The organism is Thiobacter subterraneus, assembly GCF_055379455.1.
In genome coordinates this window covers 2205001-2220564 of the sequence record NZ_AP042402.1, presented here as the reverse complement: position 1 = coordinate 2220564, position 15564 = coordinate 2205001, and the positions used below count along the sequence as shown (strand labels likewise).

General features: G+C 68.1%; 15 protein-coding genes and 2 rRNA genes (1 of these 17 only partly in view). 9 read left to right on the top strand and 8 right to left on the bottom strand.

Annotated elements, in window-relative coordinates:
- Positions 1-348 precede the first annotated feature (348 nt).
- Entirely contained in the window at positions 349-2748 is a 2400-nt protein-coding gene (locus ACZ42P_RS11005) for a Lon protease family protein (RefSeq protein WP_464897583.1), read from the bottom strand.
- Positions 2745-3803: a dihydroorotase gene (pyrC, locus tag ACZ42P_RS11000; RefSeq protein WP_464897582.1), complete on the bottom strand. Its 1059-nt coding sequence runs from the start codon at positions 3801-3803 to the stop codon at positions 2745-2747. The genes ACZ42P_RS11005 and pyrC overlap by 4 nt, the downstream gene beginning before the upstream one ends.
- A 142-nt stretch (positions 3804-3945) precedes the next feature.
- Here pyrC and ACZ42P_RS10995 point away from each other — a divergent pair, with 142 nt between their 5' ends.
- Together ACZ42P_RS10995 and ACZ42P_RS10990 are read left to right on the top strand one after the other, a co-directional pair.
- Positions 3946-4995 carry a c-type cytochrome gene (locus ACZ42P_RS10995; protein ID WP_464897581.1) on the top strand — a complete coding sequence of 350 codons (1050 nt, stop codon included), beginning with the start codon at positions 3946-3948 and terminating at the stop codon, positions 4993-4995.
- Positions 4992-5450, top strand: coding sequence for a DUF302 domain-containing protein (locus ACZ42P_RS10990; RefSeq protein WP_464897580.1), 459 nt, complete (start codon positions 4992-4994; stop codon positions 5448-5450). The genes ACZ42P_RS10995 and ACZ42P_RS10990 overlap by 4 nt, the downstream gene beginning before the upstream one ends.
- Positions 5451-5458: 8 nt before the next feature.
- On the opposite strand, the gene rsmI is transcribed toward ACZ42P_RS10990, so the two are convergent.
- A complete protein-coding gene (gene rsmI / locus ACZ42P_RS10985) occupies positions 5459-6325 on the bottom strand; it encodes a 16S rRNA (cytidine(1402)-2'-O)-methyltransferase (RefSeq protein WP_464897579.1) in 867 nt (288 codons plus the stop codon).
- Between rsmI and ACZ42P_RS10980 the strand changes: the two genes are divergently transcribed.
- The 7 genes from ACZ42P_RS10980 to ACZ42P_RS10950 all read left to right on the top strand — a co-directional run bounded on the left by ACZ42P_RS10980 (position 6311) and on the right by ACZ42P_RS10950 (position 12631).
- Complete coding sequence (locus ACZ42P_RS10980) at positions 6311-7372, top strand: penicillin-binding protein activator (protein WP_464897578.1); 1062 nt, start codon at positions 6311-6313, stop codon at positions 7370-7372. The genes rsmI and ACZ42P_RS10980 overlap by 15 nt on opposite strands.
- On the top strand, positions 7369-7725 hold the full coding sequence (locus tag ACZ42P_RS10975) for a YraN family protein (RefSeq protein WP_464897577.1): 357 nt from the start codon (positions 7369-7371) through the stop codon (positions 7723-7725). Before ACZ42P_RS10980 ends, ACZ42P_RS10975 begins: the two co-directional genes overlap by 4 nt.
- 25 nt (positions 7726-7750) lie before the next feature.
- The gene (locus ACZ42P_RS10970) at positions 7751-8341 is read left to right on the top strand and encodes a phosphoheptose isomerase (RefSeq protein ID WP_464897576.1); all 591 of its coding nucleotides are present in this window, start codon (positions 7751-7753) and stop codon (positions 8339-8341) included.
- Positions 8338-8907 carry a BON domain-containing protein gene (locus tag ACZ42P_RS10965; protein ID WP_464897575.1) on the top strand — a complete coding sequence of 190 codons (570 nt, stop codon included), beginning with the start codon at positions 8338-8340 and terminating at the stop codon, positions 8905-8907. The genes ACZ42P_RS10970 and ACZ42P_RS10965 overlap by 4 nt, the downstream gene beginning before the upstream one ends.
- On the top strand, positions 8907-9401 hold the full coding sequence (rfaE2, locus tag ACZ42P_RS10960) for a D-glycero-beta-D-manno-heptose 1-phosphate adenylyltransferase (RefSeq protein WP_464897574.1): 495 nt from the start codon (positions 8907-8909) through the stop codon (positions 9399-9401). Before ACZ42P_RS10965 ends, rfaE2 begins: the two co-directional genes overlap by 1 nt.
- 113 nt (positions 9402-9514) lie before the next feature.
- The gene (locus ACZ42P_RS10955; protein WP_464897573.1) at positions 9515-11107 is read left to right on the top strand and encodes a SpoIIE family protein phosphatase; all 1593 of its coding nucleotides are present in this window, start codon (positions 9515-9517) and stop codon (positions 11105-11107) included.
- A gap of 111 nt (positions 11108-11218) precedes the next feature.
- On the top strand, positions 11219-12631 hold the full coding sequence (locus ACZ42P_RS10950) for an FAD-binding oxidoreductase (RefSeq protein ID WP_464897572.1): 1413 nt from the start codon (positions 11219-11221) through the stop codon (positions 12629-12631).
- Here ACZ42P_RS10950 and ACZ42P_RS10945 read toward each other — a convergent pair.
- The 5 genes from ACZ42P_RS10945 to ACZ42P_RS10925 form a co-directional block, all read right to left on the bottom strand.
- Positions 12603-13223, bottom strand: a complete 621-nt coding sequence (locus ACZ42P_RS10945) for an SPOR domain-containing protein (protein ID WP_464897571.1) — start codon at positions 13221-13223, stop codon at positions 12603-12605. The genes ACZ42P_RS10950 and ACZ42P_RS10945 overlap by 29 nt on opposite strands.
- Positions 13220-13948 (bottom strand): type III pantothenate kinase, encoded by a 729-nt coding sequence (locus tag ACZ42P_RS10940; RefSeq protein ID WP_464897570.1) that lies wholly within the window; start codon positions 13946-13948, stop codon positions 13220-13222. The genes ACZ42P_RS10945 and ACZ42P_RS10940 overlap by 4 nt, the downstream gene beginning before the upstream one ends.
- Positions 13949-13958: 10 nt before the next feature.
- Positions 13959-14942 (bottom strand): biotin--[acetyl-CoA-carboxylase] ligase, encoded by a 984-nt coding sequence (locus tag ACZ42P_RS10935; protein ID WP_464897569.1) that lies wholly within the window; start codon positions 14940-14942, stop codon positions 13959-13961.
- Positions 14943-15062: 120 nt separating this feature from the next.
- Positions 15063-15176: ribosomal RNA gene (gene rrf / locus ACZ42P_RS10930) — 5S ribosomal RNA — on the bottom strand.
- Positions 15177-15268: 92 nt separating this feature from the next.
- Positions 15269-15564 (bottom strand): 23S ribosomal RNA (locus ACZ42P_RS10925) (it continues 3320 nt past the right edge of the window).

Sequence of the window (15564 nt, the reverse complement as noted above, 5' to 3'; positions counted from 1 at the left end):
CTCCCACCAAACCAGGACCCCGCACCCGGTGGGAGCGGCTTCAGCCGCGATGACAGCCTTTCCCGACTCTTTCGCCGCTAAAGCGCCTCCCGCCAACAGAAGGCGGCTCACCCTGTGGGAGCGGCTTCAGCCGCGATGATGCCTTTCCCAAGCCTTCGCCGCTAAAGCGCCTCCCACCAACCAAAGGGCCGCTCACCCTGTGGGAGCGGCTTCAGCCGCGATGATGCCTTTCGCAAGCCTTCGCCGCTAAAGCGCCTCCCACCAAACCAGGACCCCGCACCCTGTGGGAGCGGCTTTAGCCGCGACAGGACCTGTCGCAGGCTCTTCGGCACCCAAGCCGCGGCCGGATCACTCCTCTTTCCGGCGCTTCTTCCTGCCAGCCGTCCCGGCGAATTCCTGGCGGATGAGGGAGAGTTCGTAGAGCTGGGCCGCCACCCGCCAGTTGATGCTGCCTTCGGGCAGATTGCCCTGCTCGTCCGGCAGACCGGCGGGAATGCCCGTGAGCAGCTCGATCGCCTCGTCCACCGTCTCCACCGCGTAGATGTGGAAGCGGCCGGCGGCGCAGGCCTCGCGCACCTCGCGCCGGAGCATGAGGTGCTTCACATTCGCCGCCGGGATGATGACGCCCTGTTCCCCGGTGAGTCCCCGTGCCGCGCAAATGTCGAAGAAACCCTCGATCTTGTCGTTCACCGCGCCGATGGCCTGGACCTGGCCGAACTGGTTGACCGAGCCGGTGACCGCCAGCGCCTGCCGGATCGGTGCCTGCGCCAGATCCGACAGCAGGGCGCACAGCTCCGCCAGCGAGGCCGAGTCGCCTTCCACGAAACCATAGGACTGCTCGAACACCAGACTCGCGGAAAGCGACAGGGGCCGGCTGCGCGCATAACGGGCGGCCAGGAACGAGGCGAGAATCATCACCCCCTTGGAGTGGATGGCGCCCGACAGCTCCACCTCCCGCTCGATGTTGATCACGTCGCCGTCGCCGATGCGTGTGGTGGCGGTGATGCGGGTGGGGTGGGCAAAGCGGGCGTCTCCCAGCTCCACCACCGACAGGCCGTTGATGCTGCCCACCACCGCGCCGTCGGTGTCGATGATTAGCGTGCCGCGCAGGATTTCCTCCTGGATGCGGCGCCTGATGCGGTCGCTGCGTGCCTCCTTGGCGGCGATGGCCTGATCCACATGGCCCGCCTCCACCTGCGTGGCACCGGACTCGCGCGCCCAGTGGTCAGCCTGACGCAACAGGTCTGCCACGCTGCGCATGTGGGCGGTGAGTTTTTCGGCGTCCTCGGCCAGGCGCGAGGCGTGTTCCACCACCCGCGCCACCGCCTCGCGCCGGAAGGGCAACAGTCCCTCGCGCCGCGCCAGGGTGGCGATCAGGCGTGCGTAGAGCTGGGCATTGTGGTCGTTGCGCGGCAGGGCATCCTCGAAATCCGCGGCCACCTTGAACAGCTCGGCAAATTCCGGGTCCAGTTCCTGCAACAGGAAATACAGGAAGCGCTCGCCCAGCAGCACCACCTTCACATCCAGCGGGATCTCCTCCGGCTCCAGGGAAACGGTGGGCACCAGACTCAGCAGCTGGCCCACCGACTCGATGCGCAGGGAGCGGGCGTAGAGCGCGCGTTTCAGGGCTTCCCAGGCGAAGGGCTGGGCGAGCACACGATGGGCCTCCAGCAGCAGATAGCCGCCGTTGGCGCGGTGCAGCGCCCCGGGCTTGATCAGGGTGAAATCCGTCACCAGCGCGCCCATCTGGGCGAGGTGCTCCACGCGGCCGATCAGGTTGTTGTAGGTGGGATGATCCTCGGTGATGATGGGCGCTCCCCGGGAGTCAGCGTGATCCACCAGCAGATTCACCTGGTAACGGTGGAACACGGACAGCTCGGGGCCGGGACCTGCGGCTTCCTGCTTGAGGAAGAGTTCCGTGTGGGCGAGCACGTCCTCGCGCACGGCCTGCAGATAGGCCGCCACCGCGGGCAGGTCCTGGTAGGCGGCGAACAGGTCGTCCATGAGCTGACCCACCGCCAGGTCGGCCGTTTCCTGATTCAGGCGCGTGAGCGCATCACGCATCTCCCGCCGCCATTTCGGGATGTTGCGCAGGATTTCCTCCAGGCGCGCCTGATACCCCGCCACCTGCTCGTCGATGCGCTTCTTCTCCTCGTCCGGCAGCTTGTCGTACTCCTCCGGGGAGAGCACCCGCCCCTCGCGCAAGGGGGCGAACACGAAGCCGTCCGGCGTGCGCAATAGGGCGATGCCGTGCGCCGCGGCATCCTCGCCCAGCTCCGTGATGGCCTTCTCCTGGCGCTCGCTGTATTCGGTGTGGATGGCCTCCAGGCGCGCCCGATACTGGTCCGACTCGAAGGCACCGGGAATCGCCACGCGCAGCTCTTCCACCAGCCGTGCCATGTCCGCGCGCAGCCGTGCGCCGCGCCCGGCCGGCAGCCGCAGCGCCCGCGGCCGGTGGGTTTCGCGGAAGTTGAACACATAGCACCAGTCGTCCGGTACCGGCGCCTGGGCAGCCTTGTCCCGCAGCAGCTGCTCCACCAGGGAACGCTTGCCGGTCCCCGGCGGGCCCAGAGCGTACACGTTGTAACCCTCGTGGCGCATGCCGGCGCCGAAGCGGATGGCCGCCTCCGCGCGCGCCTGGCCGATGAATTCCGTGAGTTCCGGCACTTCCTCCGTGGTCTCGAAGGGAAAGCAGGCGGGGTCGCAGGCACGGAACAGCCGTTCCGGAGGCAGGGGTTCCAGGCTCATGTGGGGTTCGCTTGGTTTGATTCTGGGGAAACCAGCCGCCAGGCCACGGTCTCGCCGGCCCGCAGGGGCACCAGGGTGTCCTGGCCGAAGGCCAGCTCGCGGGGCACCGTCCAGGTCTCGCGGACCAGGGTGAGGCGGTCACGGTTGCGCGGCAGACCATAGAAATCCGCACCATGAAAGCTGGCAAAGACCTCCAGCCGTGACAGCGCACCCATGGCCTCGAACACCTCGGCATAGAGTTCGATGGCGGCATGGGCGGTATAGATGCCGGCGCAGCCGCAGGCCGTTTCCTTGGCGTGGCGGGCGTGGGGCGCGCTGTCGGTACCCAGGAAGAACTTGGGATTGCCGCTGGTGGCCGCGGCCAGCAGCGCCTGGCGATGGGTCTCGCGCTTGAGCACCGGCAGGCAGTACATGTGGGGCCGGATGCCGCCGGCAAACATGGCATTGCGGTTGTAGAGCAAATGATGCACGGTGATGGTCGCCGCGACGTTGGGCGGCGCACTTTCCACGAACTGCACCGCATCGCGCGTGGTGATGTGCTCCAGCACCACCTTCAGGCGGGGGAAGCGCTTAAGGAGCGGCATCAGCACGCGTTCGATGAAGACGGCTTCCCGGTCGAACACATCCACCCCGGGATCGGTGACTTCGCCGTGGATGAGGAGCGGCATGCCCACCTCCTCCATCACCGCCAGCGTGTCGAAACAGCGGCTGATGTCGGTCACGCCGGCATCGGAGTGGGTGGTGGCCCCCGCCGGGTAATACTTCACGCCGTGCACCAGGCCGCTGGCGCGCGCCGCGCTGATTTCCGCCGGTGGCGTGTTGTCCGTGAGATAGAGCGTCATCAGCGGCTCGAAGGCAAGGCCCGGCGGCAGCGCCGCTAGGATGCGCTGCCGGTAGGCACGCGCCATTTCCGTGGTGGTCACCGGCGGCTTCAGATTCGGCATGACGATGGCGCGCGCGAAGCGCCGCGCGGTGTCCGGCAGCACCGAGGCGAGCGCAGGCCCGTCACGCAGGTGCAGATGCCAGTCGTCGGGGCGGGTGAGAGTGAGTTCCATGGCAGGCGAAGGCAGGCAGGAAAGGCGGGCAGTATAGCCCATGCCCGCGCGGCAAGCGCAGCAGGCCCTCCCCGCCGCTTTTGCACGGCGGGCCGATCCCGGCTATATTTGTGGAGAAAATTGTCCTCAAAAGGAGCCTTTGATGATCCGCCTGCGCCGGCTCTGTGTCGCGTTCATGCTGGGATTTGCCGCGTGGTTCGCGGCACCCGTCCATGCCGTGGACGGTGCCACCCTCTATTCCCGCCACTGTGCCGCCTGTCACGGCGAGGACGGCCGCGGCGGCATTGGCGTGCCCCTGGCCCTGCCTTCCTTCCAGGCCACGGTGGATGACGAATATCTGCGCCGCACCATTCGTCTGGGCCGTCCCGGCCGGGTGATGCCCGCCTTCACCCACCTGAGCGATGCCGAGGTGGATGCCATCATCGCCCACCTGCGCCGGTGGCATACCGGCAAGCGGCCGGTGTTCGACCGCAAACCCGTCAGGGGCGATGCCGCACGGGGTGAGCGTCTGTTCGGCCGCTACTGTGCCGGCTGCCATGGCGCCCATGGCGAAGGCAGCCACGGCACCGGCGTCACCTTCTCGCGTCCGCGCGACCTGCCCATCATGCCGCCGGCGCTCAACAATCCCGGCTATCTCGCCTCGGCCAGCGACGCGCAGATCCGCAACACCCTGGTCAAGGGTCGCGCCGGCACCCCCATGGTGGCGTTCAAGCCGCGCGGCCTGTCCGATCGCGATCTCAACGACATCGTGGCCTTCGTGCGCAGCCTGGAAAAGCATCCGCCGGCGGCCACGGTGGCGGATAGCGACCAGCCGGTGTTCATCGTGGATTCCCCCTATGACCTGGCCACCACGGTGGAGAACGTCAAGCGCGCGGCGACTTCCAACAATTTCGTGTTCATCCGGGAGCAGAAACTCGACGCGGGCATCGTGCCCGAGGGCCAGGAAAATCCCAAACAGCACATCGTCTATTTCTGCAACTTCGGCATGCTCAACCAGGCGCTCGCCATCGATCCGCGCGTGGGGCTGTTCCTGCCCTGCCGCATCACGGTGGTGGAACAGGATGGCAAGGTGCGCATGATGAGCATCAACCCCAAGCGGCTGGCCCGGATCTTCAACAACAGCGAGCTCAACGAGATGTGCGATCAGATGACCAAGCTCTACCAGACCATCATGGAGGAGGCCGCCCTATGAAAAAACTCGTCACCGGCCTCTTCACCCTCTTCCTTTGGCTGGGGCTGGGTGCGTCGGCATGGGCCGACCAGCTGCTCATCGTGCGCTCGACGCAGAATTTCGAGGAAGCCATGGCCACCCTGCAGGCGGCCATCGCAGCCCGGGGCTACAAGGTGGCCAAGGTGCAGCGGGTGGACGTGGGACTGGAAATGAAGGGCTACAAGACCGACCGCTACCGCGTGGTGTTCTACGGCCGGCCGGGAGAGGTGGAACGGCTCGCCGCGGAACATCCGGAGCTCATTCCTTACCTTCCCCTCAACGTGGCCATCTTTGCGGAGGAGGGCCAGACTATCCTCACCGCGGCACGTCCCACGGTACTCCGGGAATTCTTCCCCCAGCCGGCCCTTGCGCCCGTGTTCGAACGCTGGGAGAAGGACCTCACGGAGATCTTCGACGAGGTGCGCGCCACGCGCTGAAGCCGCCGTCACGGCTCCTTGAGCCGCAGGGCGAGCTCGTAGAGGGCCTGACGCTTCATGCCCGTGAGAGCCGCGGCCAGCCGCGCAGCCTGGCTGGCCGGCAATTCCTGGAGCAGGACCTGCAGCACCCGGCGTGCCTCGGTTTCATCCGCCGCCTGCCGTGGGGCACCTGAGACGATGAGCACGAACTCGCCGCGACTGCGGTTCGCGTCCGCCTGCAGCCAGGCAGGCCCTTGTGCCACGGGGCAGACGTGGATCTCCTCGAACAGCTTGGTGAGTTCCCGCGCGATGACCAGGGTCCGCCCCGGCTCGAACAGCGCGGCGAAGTCGGCGAGCGTGTCGCCAATGCGGTGGGGAGATTCGTAGAACGCCAGCGCATAGGGCAGCGCCCGCAGGGACTCCAGCACCCCGCGCCGCTGCGCGGCCCTGGTGGGCAGAAAGCCATACCACAGCAGATGCTCATCCGGCAGTCCCGCCACCGACCAGGCCGCAGTCAACGCACTGGGTCCCGGCACGGGCACCACTCTGAACCCGGCGGCACGCACCGCCGCCACCACCCGCGCGCCCGGGTCGCTCACCCCGGGCGTGCCGGCATCGGTGACCAGCGCCACCGACTCGCCCCGCTCCAGCGCCCCGATGATGGTGCGGGCACCGGCCTGCTCGTTGTGCTCGCGCACGGAAAACAGCGGCTTGGACAGCCCCAAGTGGGCCAGCAGGTGCGCGGTCACGCGCGTATCCTCGGCCGCCACGCGGTCCACCGCGGCCAGCACGTCCATGGCCCGGAGGGTGATGTCCCTCAGGTTACCGATGGGCGTGGCCACCACGTATAATGAGCCCCGTCCTGCCTCCTGCCTCCCCGCATGGGCCTGCGTCATTTCCTCATCCTGCTCTGCTCGCTGTCGGGCCTTGCGCCCGCCGCGTGGGCGCTGGATGGGAGCCTACCAGAGAATGGCCCCCACATCGCGCTCCTGCTGCCATTGAAAAGCGCCGCGCTGCGCCCGCCCGCCGAGGCCGTGCGCCAGGGCTTCGCCGCGGCTGCCGCGCAAGATGGCGCACCGCCCTGGCGCGTCTATGCCACCGGCGAGGACCCGGAAGACGTCACGGCGGCCTACGGCCAGGCGCTCGCCGCCGGGGCGCGGGTGGTGGTGGGCCCTCTCACCCGCCCTGCCGTGGGCGCCCTGGTGCGCAGCGGTCAGGTCAGCATGCCCACCCTGAGCCTTGCGCTGCCGGAACGCGAAGGTCTTACTCTGCCGGCTGAACTGCTGCTGTTTGGCCTGTCCGCCGAAGAGGAAGCACGCCAGGTGGCGGATCTCGCCTGGCGCGACGGCCGCCGTCAGGCCCTGATCGTGGTGGCCGACTCGCCCCTTGCGCAACGCATGCAGGCCGCCTTCCGCACCCGCTGGCAGGCCCTCGGCGGAAGTCTCGCCGCCCAGTTGCGCTTCACGCCGGGACGGGAAGCCGCGCTCAAGGCCGCTGCGCTGCCGGCCGGTGCGGACATGATCTTCCTCGCCGCCTCGGCACCGGAAGCGCGCGCGGTGCGTCCCTATCTCTCGCCGCTCCTGCCCGTCTATGCCACCTCCCAGGCCTTCGGCGGGCGGCTGCAGGATGCCCGCAACGTGGATCTCGGCAGCGTGCGCTTTGTGGACATGCCCTGGCTGCTGCAGCCGGATCATCCGGCGGTGATGATCTATCCGCGCCCGCAGCCGGCGCTCAACGTGGAGCTGGAACGGCTCTACGCCCTGGGCATCGACGCGCAACGTCTGGCCAGCCTGATGTGGCGGGGCGGCGCGCACCCGGGCCTGAGCCTGGATGGCGTCACCGGCCGGCTCTCTATCGGTGGGGACCAGATGGTGCACCGTACCGGCGTGCCCGCCGAGTTCCAGCAGGACACGGTGGTGGTGCTGGAACTGGCCAACCCATGACCGACAGCCGCCGAACCGGCGAAGCGGGGGAACAGGCGGCGCTGGCCTATCTCCTGGAGCAGGGCCTCACACTGGTCACGCGCCACTATCGTTCCCGTTTCGGCGAAATCGACCTCATTCTGCGCGACGGCGCCACCCTGGTGTTCGTGGAAGTGCGCCTGCGTTCAAGCCAGCGCTTCGGCAGCGCCGCCGCCAGCATCACCCGCGCAAAGCAGGGCCGCATCATCGCCACCGCGCGCCAGTTCCTCGCCAGCCAGAAGCCGCTGCCGCCCTGCCGCTTCGACGTGGTGTTGCTTGGCACCGGCCAACCCCCCACGATAGAATGGCTGCGCAATGCCTTCAGCGCCGACTGATGCCGGCCCTTCCTCTCCCTTCGCCATGGATCTTGCCAGCCGCATCCACCAGCATTTCACAGACAGCGCCCACCTCAAGCTGCAGGCCATGGAGGTGCTGGCCGAACCCATCGGCCAGGCGGCCGAGCGCATGGTGGCCTGCCTCATGCGCGACGGCAAGATCATGGCCTGCGGCAACGGCGGCTCGGCGGCGGATTCCCAGCATTTCTCCTCGGAACTGCTCAACCGCTTCGAGCGGGAGCGGCCGGGGCTGGCAGCCATCGCCCTCACCACCGATACCTCGACCCTCACCTCCATCGCCAACGATTACGCCTACGAACAGGTGTTCGCCAAACAGGTGCGGGCCCTGGGCCAGCCGGGGGACCTGCTGCTGGCCATCTCCACCAGCGGCAATTCGCGCAATGTGCTGGAGGCGGTGCACGCCGCCCACGAGCGGGAGATCGCCGTGATCGCTCTCACCGGCAACGGCGGCGGCCAAATCGCGGAGGTGCTTACGCCGGACGACATCCACATTTGCGTGCCTTCCAGCGTCACTGCCCGTATTCAGGAAGTGCATCTGCTCACCCTGCACTGTCTGTGCGACGCCATCGATTACCTGCTTCTGGGAGCCGAATGATGCGCAAGCTCTGTCTGCTGGCCCTGCTCGCCTGCCTGCCCGCTCTGCCCGGCTGCTTTCCGGTGGTGGCCACCGGCGTGGGCGCCGGTGTGCTGATGGCGGACGACCGCCGCACCTCGGGCATCTACATCGAAGACCAGAACATCGAGCTCAAGGTGGCCAACCGCATCGCGGAACGCTTCGGCAGCAACACCCACGTCAATGTCACGAGCTACAACCTCGCGGTGCTGCTCACGGGCGAGGTGCCGGACGAGGCCACCCGTGCGGCCGTGGCGGACATCGCCAAGGGTGTGCCCAACGTGCGCCAGGTCTTCAATGAGACCGTGATCGGCCAGCCCAGCTCCTTTCCCGAGCGCAGCAACGACACCTACATCACCACCCGCGTCAAGGCGCGCATGGTGGAGGCCCGCAAATTCAACGCCAACCACGTCAAGGTGGTGACGGAAGCGGGCGTGGTCTATCTCATGGGGCTGGTCAAGCGCGCCGAAGCCGAGGCCGCCACCGACCTCGCCGCCACCACGCCCGGCGTGAAGCGGGTGGTGCGCCTGTTCGAATATCTGGATTGATGCCGGACTACCCGCCACCCGCCTTCGAGCGCAAGATCATCGCCCCGGACACACTGGCGGCACGGGTTGCAGAGCTGCCGCGGCCGCTGGTGTTCACCAACGGCTGCTTCGACATCCTCCACCGCGGTCACGTCACCTATCTCGCCCAGGCGCGCGCCCTGGGTGCAAGCCTGCTGGTGGCCGTGAACAGCGACGCCTCGGTGCGCCGGCAGGGCAAGGGGCCGGACCGGCCCATCAACGACGAAGCCGACCGGCAGGCGGTGCTCGCCGCCCTGGAGAGCGTCTCCGCCGTCACCCTGTTCGATGCCGACACGCCCCTGGAACTCATTCTGCGCGTGCGCCCGGACATCCTGGTGAAAGGCGGCGACTGGCCCGTGGAACGCATCGTCGGCGCCGCCGAGGTCCTGGGCTGGGGCGGCCAGGTCCATTCCATTCCCTTCCTCCACAGCCGTTCCACCACCGCCCTGGTGCAGCGCATCCGCGCCCGTAGCTGACTCCGGCACGCTTGCACCCCGCCGCCCATTTCCATATAGTTGGCATGGTTAATAACGAGCCGCCCGCAACAGGCGGCAGGGCCTTGGGCCCACTGGAGGAGGACACTCGACCGATGAATGCCTGGGGCTGGACCCGCCTGCCCGGGCCGGATTTCGGCGTCGCCGGCGAAACACTGGAATATCCGGCCCATCTCGACCTGCTCGCCGCCAGTCCCTGCGCCGAGACACGCACGAGCCTGGAACGCCTCCTGGCTCCGGCGGGGCACCGCCTGCGCCTCGTGGCAGACGCGCAGGAACTGTTGAGCCAGTTTCAGGCCAAACCACCGGACGTCGTGCTGCTGGACCAGCCCCTGTGTGTCGCGGACGCCTCACCCCTGCCGGCGCGCCTGCGGGCAATCACCGATGCACAACGCTGGGTGCCCCTTCTTCTCCTCACCGATACGCCGCCCGATCCCGGCAACTGCCTGCGTGCCGGCATCGATGACTGGCTGCCCAAGCCCGTCGAGACGTCGCAGCTGGAAAGCCGCCTGCTGCTGGTGGGCAAGAGCCTGGCGCTGCAGCGGCGCCTGCTGGACATGCACCGCCTGCAAACGCTGTTCGATCACGTGCTGGACGGGATCGTCGCCACCGATGCCCAGGGCATCGTGGAAAGCTTCAATCCGGCGGCGGAACGCATCTTCGGCTATCAGGCCGCGGAGGTGGTGGGGCGCAACGTCTCCATGCTGATGCCCCTGCCGGATGCCCATCGCCACGACGCCTACATGGCCCGCTACCGCGCCACCGGCGAAGCCACGGTCATGGGCCGCGGCCGGGACATCTTCGGCAAGCGCAAGGATGGCAGCCTGGTGCCCATCTCGGTGACCCTCACGGAAATGGAATGGCTGGGACGGCGGCATTTCGTGGCGGTGATCGAGGACATCTCGGAACGCAAGCGCCAGGAACAGCGCCTGGCCAATACCCTGGCCGAGCTGCAGGGTTACCGCGAGCGCATCGAGGAAGAGCGGCGCGTCACGCGTGAACTGGTGGAACGCATGGTGGCGCGTGCCCAGCTCGACGACCCCCTGCTCCAGTGGAAGGTGATTCCTGCGGAGACTTTCAGCGGGGACATCATCCTGAGCCAGCGCGCGCCCGATGGCCGGCTGTTCGTGTTCGCTGCCGACGCCATGGGCCACGGGCTCCCCGCCGCGGTGAGCCTGTTGCCGGTGGCGGGCATTTTCCAGGCCATGGCCGGCAAGGGACTGGACATCGGCCTCATCGCCCGGGAAATGAACCGGCGCCTGCGCGAACTGGTGCCCACCGGCCATTTCGTGGCCGCCTGTCTGGTGGAAGTCAACGAGGCCCAGAAACGCCTGTCCCTGTGGACCGCCGGCATGCCGCGGCCCCTGCTCTGCTTCGCCGGCCAGCCTCCGGTGCCGCTGGGTGGGTGCCGGCTGCCCCTGGGCATCGCGGCAGATGAAGGGGAAGCGCCGGAGGACAGCTGCGAGGAACTCGCCTGGTCCGAGCCGGGCTGGCTGGTGATCTATTCGGACGGACTGTCCGAGGCCGGCCACGTCCACGCCTCGGCCCTGGGCGCGGCAGCCCTGGAGGAGACCATCACTGCCACACCGGGCAATCCCTTCCCTGCCCTGCTCGCGCGCCTCGAACAGCACCTCGCCGGCCGGCCGCCGGAAGACGATATCCTGCTCGCCGTGATCCGCCTGCCCTGAAAACCTGGCGCGGCATGGTGGGAACCGTGGTTTCCCCAGCCTCGGAACGACGCGCCGCGCCGGCACAGCCGGGCTTCGGTGCTAACATTCCAGGTTTCCCGCGAGAAGCCCATGCTACCCGCCGCCTTCACCGCCCGGCTTGCGCATCTCCTCGGCCCTGAGCGTTTCCTGACCAGCGCCGCCGACTGCCTGGCCTACGCCTACGACAACAGCCGCAGGCCCGCCGTCCCCGAGGCGGTGGCCTTTCCCGTTACCACCGGGGAAGTGCAGGCCATCGTGGCGGCCTGCCATGAACACGGCGTGCCACTCACGCCCCGGGGACGGGGCACCGGCACCGCCGGCGGCAGCGTGCCGGAGCGGGGCGGGCTGGTGCTCTCCCTGGAACGCATGCACCGCATCCTCGCCGTGGATCCGGCCAACCGGGTGATGGTGGTGCAACCGGGTGTGCTCAACCAGCAGGTGCAGGACGCCGCGCGCCCCCATGGCTTCTTCTGGCCGCCCGATCCTTCCAGCGCCGCCTACTGCACCGTGGGCGGCAACCTCGCCACCTGCGCCGCCGGTCCCCATGCGGTGAAGTACGGTGTGACCCGGGACCACGTGCTGGCCCTCACCGCCGTCACCGGCAAGGGCGAGATCATCCGCACGGGCACCTACACCACCAAGGGTGTGGTGGGCTATGACCTCACCCGACTCATCGTGGGCTCCGAGGGCACGCTCGCGGTGATCACCGAGGCCGTGCTCAAACTCACGCCGCTGCCCGAGGCCAGCGCCGGCGTGACCGCCCACTACCGGGATCTCGCTGCCTGCGCCCGCGCCATCACGCGCATCATGGCCCAGCCGCGGGTGCCCAGTGCACTGGAATTCCTGGACGCGGGCGCCCTGGATCTCATTCGCGCCCATTACCCTGGGCTGGTCCCGGAGGAAACGCGCGCCATGCTCATGATCGAGGTGGACGGCAGCCCCGCTGAGATCGAAACGGCCCAGCAAGCGATTGTCGCTGCCTGCGCCGACCCCGAGCTGATCGAGGCCCGGCCGGTGGCGGACACGCAAAGCCTGTGGGCGGCCCGCAAGGCCCTCTCCCCTTTGCTGCGGGACGTCGCGCCGAAGAAAATCAACGAGGACGTGGTGGTGCCCGTGTCCCATCTGCCCGAGTTCCTGACCGGCGTGGCGGCACTCGCGCGGGAATACCGGGTGGCCAACGTGAATTTCGGTCACGCCGGCAACGGCAACATCCACGTCAATCTGCTGGTGCATCCGGAGCAAGAGGACGAACTCCGGCGCGGTGAGGCCTGTCTGGACCGGATCTTCGACCTGGTGCTGCGCCTGCGTGGCACCCTGTCGGGCGAGCACGGCGTGGGCCGGGAAAAGCGGCCCTACGTGGGCCGCGAGATCGATCCCGTGACCCTGGGGGTGATGCGGGACGTGAAACGCGTGTTCGACCCGCGGGGCATCCTCAATCCGGGCAAGATCTTCCCAACCGACGAAGAAGCGGCGGTCACGGCAGGCGGCAGGCAACACGCCTGAGTTCGGTCCCGTCGTAGCCCGCGGCGAGCTGTTCCAGCCTGGCGCGCAGCGCCTCGTCCACCTGGATCACGGTGATGGTGCCGGCGGGAGGCTGTCGCTCCAGCACGCGCGCCGATTTCACGCCCTTTTCGCGCAATTGCGCAAGGTAGAGGTCGGCCTCCTCCCGGCTGGCAAACGCTGCCAGTGAGATGGCATGGCGCCAGGGGCCCTCCTCCTCCACCAGCGTGGCCTCGTCGATGCCCAGCCCGCGCAGTTCCGTCAGCTTCTTCTCCGCTTCGGCCCGGGTCTTGAAGGGTGGAACGTGCACCCAGTAATCCGTCGCCGGGGACAGCACCAGGCGGTCTTTCAGGCCCAGCGCTTCCAGTGCCCCACGGGCCCGCGCCAGCGCCGCCGCATCAAGGCCCGTCCATTCCAAACATTGGCCGGCTTGCGCCGGTTCGTTCGGGACTGGGGCAGACGCCACGGTCGCAATGCGGATCGCCTCCGGATGCAGAGGCGGCCGTGGGCTGCTCCCCGCAGCCTGGGGTTTGACCAGGAAATAGCCCAACAGCGCCACATTGGCGAGCAGCAGAATGAAGAACACCACCCTCATGCGAACCCTCTCTCCTGCGCGATGCGCAGCAGGCCGTCAAGGACCAGATTGGGCGCGCGCCGCACCGGGCCCGTGAGCAGCGGTTCCAGCGCTTCGGCACCCCCACCCGTCAGCAGGATCTCAACCAGCCCTTCGCGCCCGGCGACCAGCGCGGCCATGCGCTCCACCGCACCGGCGATGGCAAGCAGGGCCCCCGTGTGCATGGCGCTGCCGGTATCCTGGGGAAAGGCCGTGAAGCTGCCCGGCAGCTCACCCAGCCCGGCGGTGTGGGCGGCGAGGGCCCGTTTCATGAGTTCCACCCCGGGCAGGATCAGTCCTCCTTCGAACACCCCCGCCCCAGTGAGCGCATCCACGGTGACTGCCGTACCCACGCTCACCACCAGCTTGGGCCCCGGTGTGAGCAGGTGGGCCGCCACCAGGGCACACCAGCGGTCCACCCCCAGCTGTTCAGGCTGTCGGTAGCGATTGGTCACGCCGCACTCCCGCTCCCTGGCGCGCACCCACAGCACGGGCCGCGACCAGGTGGCCATGAGGCGTTCCATGGGCTGGCGGAAACGGTCTCCCGCCACGTCCGCGATCACCACCCGCTCCGGCAATGGTCCCTGCCAGGCTGCGGCAAAGGTGTCGAACTGCGCCAGGGGAATACGCTCCACGCTGCGCCAGGCGCGCCCGTCGTGCCAGCCGAGCTTCACGAAACTGTTGCCGGCATCGATGGCAAGCAGCATGCATGCTCCCTCAGGCCGCCGGCGCCACGTCCCGCAGCGGACGCAGGCTGATCTCCCCGCTGGCGAAACGCTCCATGCCGCGCCCGGTGCGCAGCAGCAGGGCCCCATCCTCGGCCACCCCGGCCACCGTCCCTTCGACACGCGCGCCCGAGGGCAGCAGCAGCGCCACCGGGCGCTCATGGTAGGCGTGTGCGGCCTGCCAATCCTCGCGCAGGGGGGCAAAGCCCGTCGCCTCGAATTGGGAGAGCACTTCGTCGAGGTGGCCAAGCAGGCTCGCCAGCAGCTCCGTTCGGGAGGGCAGTTCCGGCTGCAGCGTGGCCAGATCGGTCACCGCCTGATCGATGCGCTCCCTGACCGCTCCCAGGCGCACGTTGATGCCCACACCAATCACCGCCGCCGTCGGTCCCAGCGCATCGCCTTGCAGTTCCACCAGAATGCCCCCCAGCTTGCGATGCCCATGCAGCAGGTCATTGGGCCACTTGAGGGCCGTGTCGCCAAGGCCCAGGGCCACCAGGGCGCGCTGCAGCGCCAGGCCAACCGCGAGACTGAGCCCCGACAGTTGCGCCACCCCATGGGGGAACCGCCACAACAGCGAGAACGTGAGACTGCCTCCCAGCGCACTCTCCCAGCGGCGGCCCCGGCGGCCCCGTCCCGCGGTCTGGAGCTCGGCCACCAGGCAGCTGCGGTGGGGCGCGCCCCGCGCGGCCTCCAGCGCCAGCGTGCTGTTGGTGGATTCCAGCACGTCCCGCACCGACAGGCTGAAGCGGCCCGCCAGCCGCGCCGCCAGCGCCTGGGGATCGATCCAGTCCAGGGGCTGCGCCAGCCGATAACCGCGGCCCCGCACCCGGTGGACCTCCACCCCAAGTTGCTGGACATTGCCCAGGGCGTTGCACACACTGGCGCGAGAGACCCCCAGCTCGCCGGCAATGGCCTCCCCCGAGCGAAATTCCTCGTGGCTCAACCGGCGCAGCACGGAAAAGGTGAGGGGCAACATACTCGCAGCGTCGAAGGGGAAACGCGCCGATGGTAGCACAGGGGTGGCACAGGGGCTTCCGGTGCCTGGAAAGCAAAAAGCCCTGATGTTGTATCAGGGCTTTTTGTGGTGTGTGGGGGTGCCTGGCGGTGACCTACTTTCGCAGAGGGGATCTCTACTATCATCGGCGCGAGCCCGTTTCACGGTCCTGTTCGGGATGGGAAGGGGTGGGTCCAGGCTGCTATGGCCGCCAAGCGTAACTTGTTGCTGTGGCGTTTTTGGGGACGTCACAGCCAATTTGGAAGAAGTCGGGTTTGATTGCGGTTTCGCAAGCTGCCTGAGGGGATAGGGTCAAGCCTCACGGGCAATTAGTACTGGTTAGCTTAACGTGTTGCCACGCTTCCACACCCAGCCTATCAACGTCGTGGTCTTCGACGACCCTTCAGGGGGGTCCGGCTTTATGCCCCCTGTCTCCTGGTGGTGGTAGGGATGCTTTGCCCTGCGTGCGGGTGCACGCGGCGGCGAAGCCTGCCCAATCCTTCCAGGAGGCATAAAGCCGGCCCCCGGGGAGATCTCATCTTCGGGCGAGTTTCACGCTTAGATGCTTTCAGCGTTTATCTCTTCCGCACTTAGCTACCCGGCG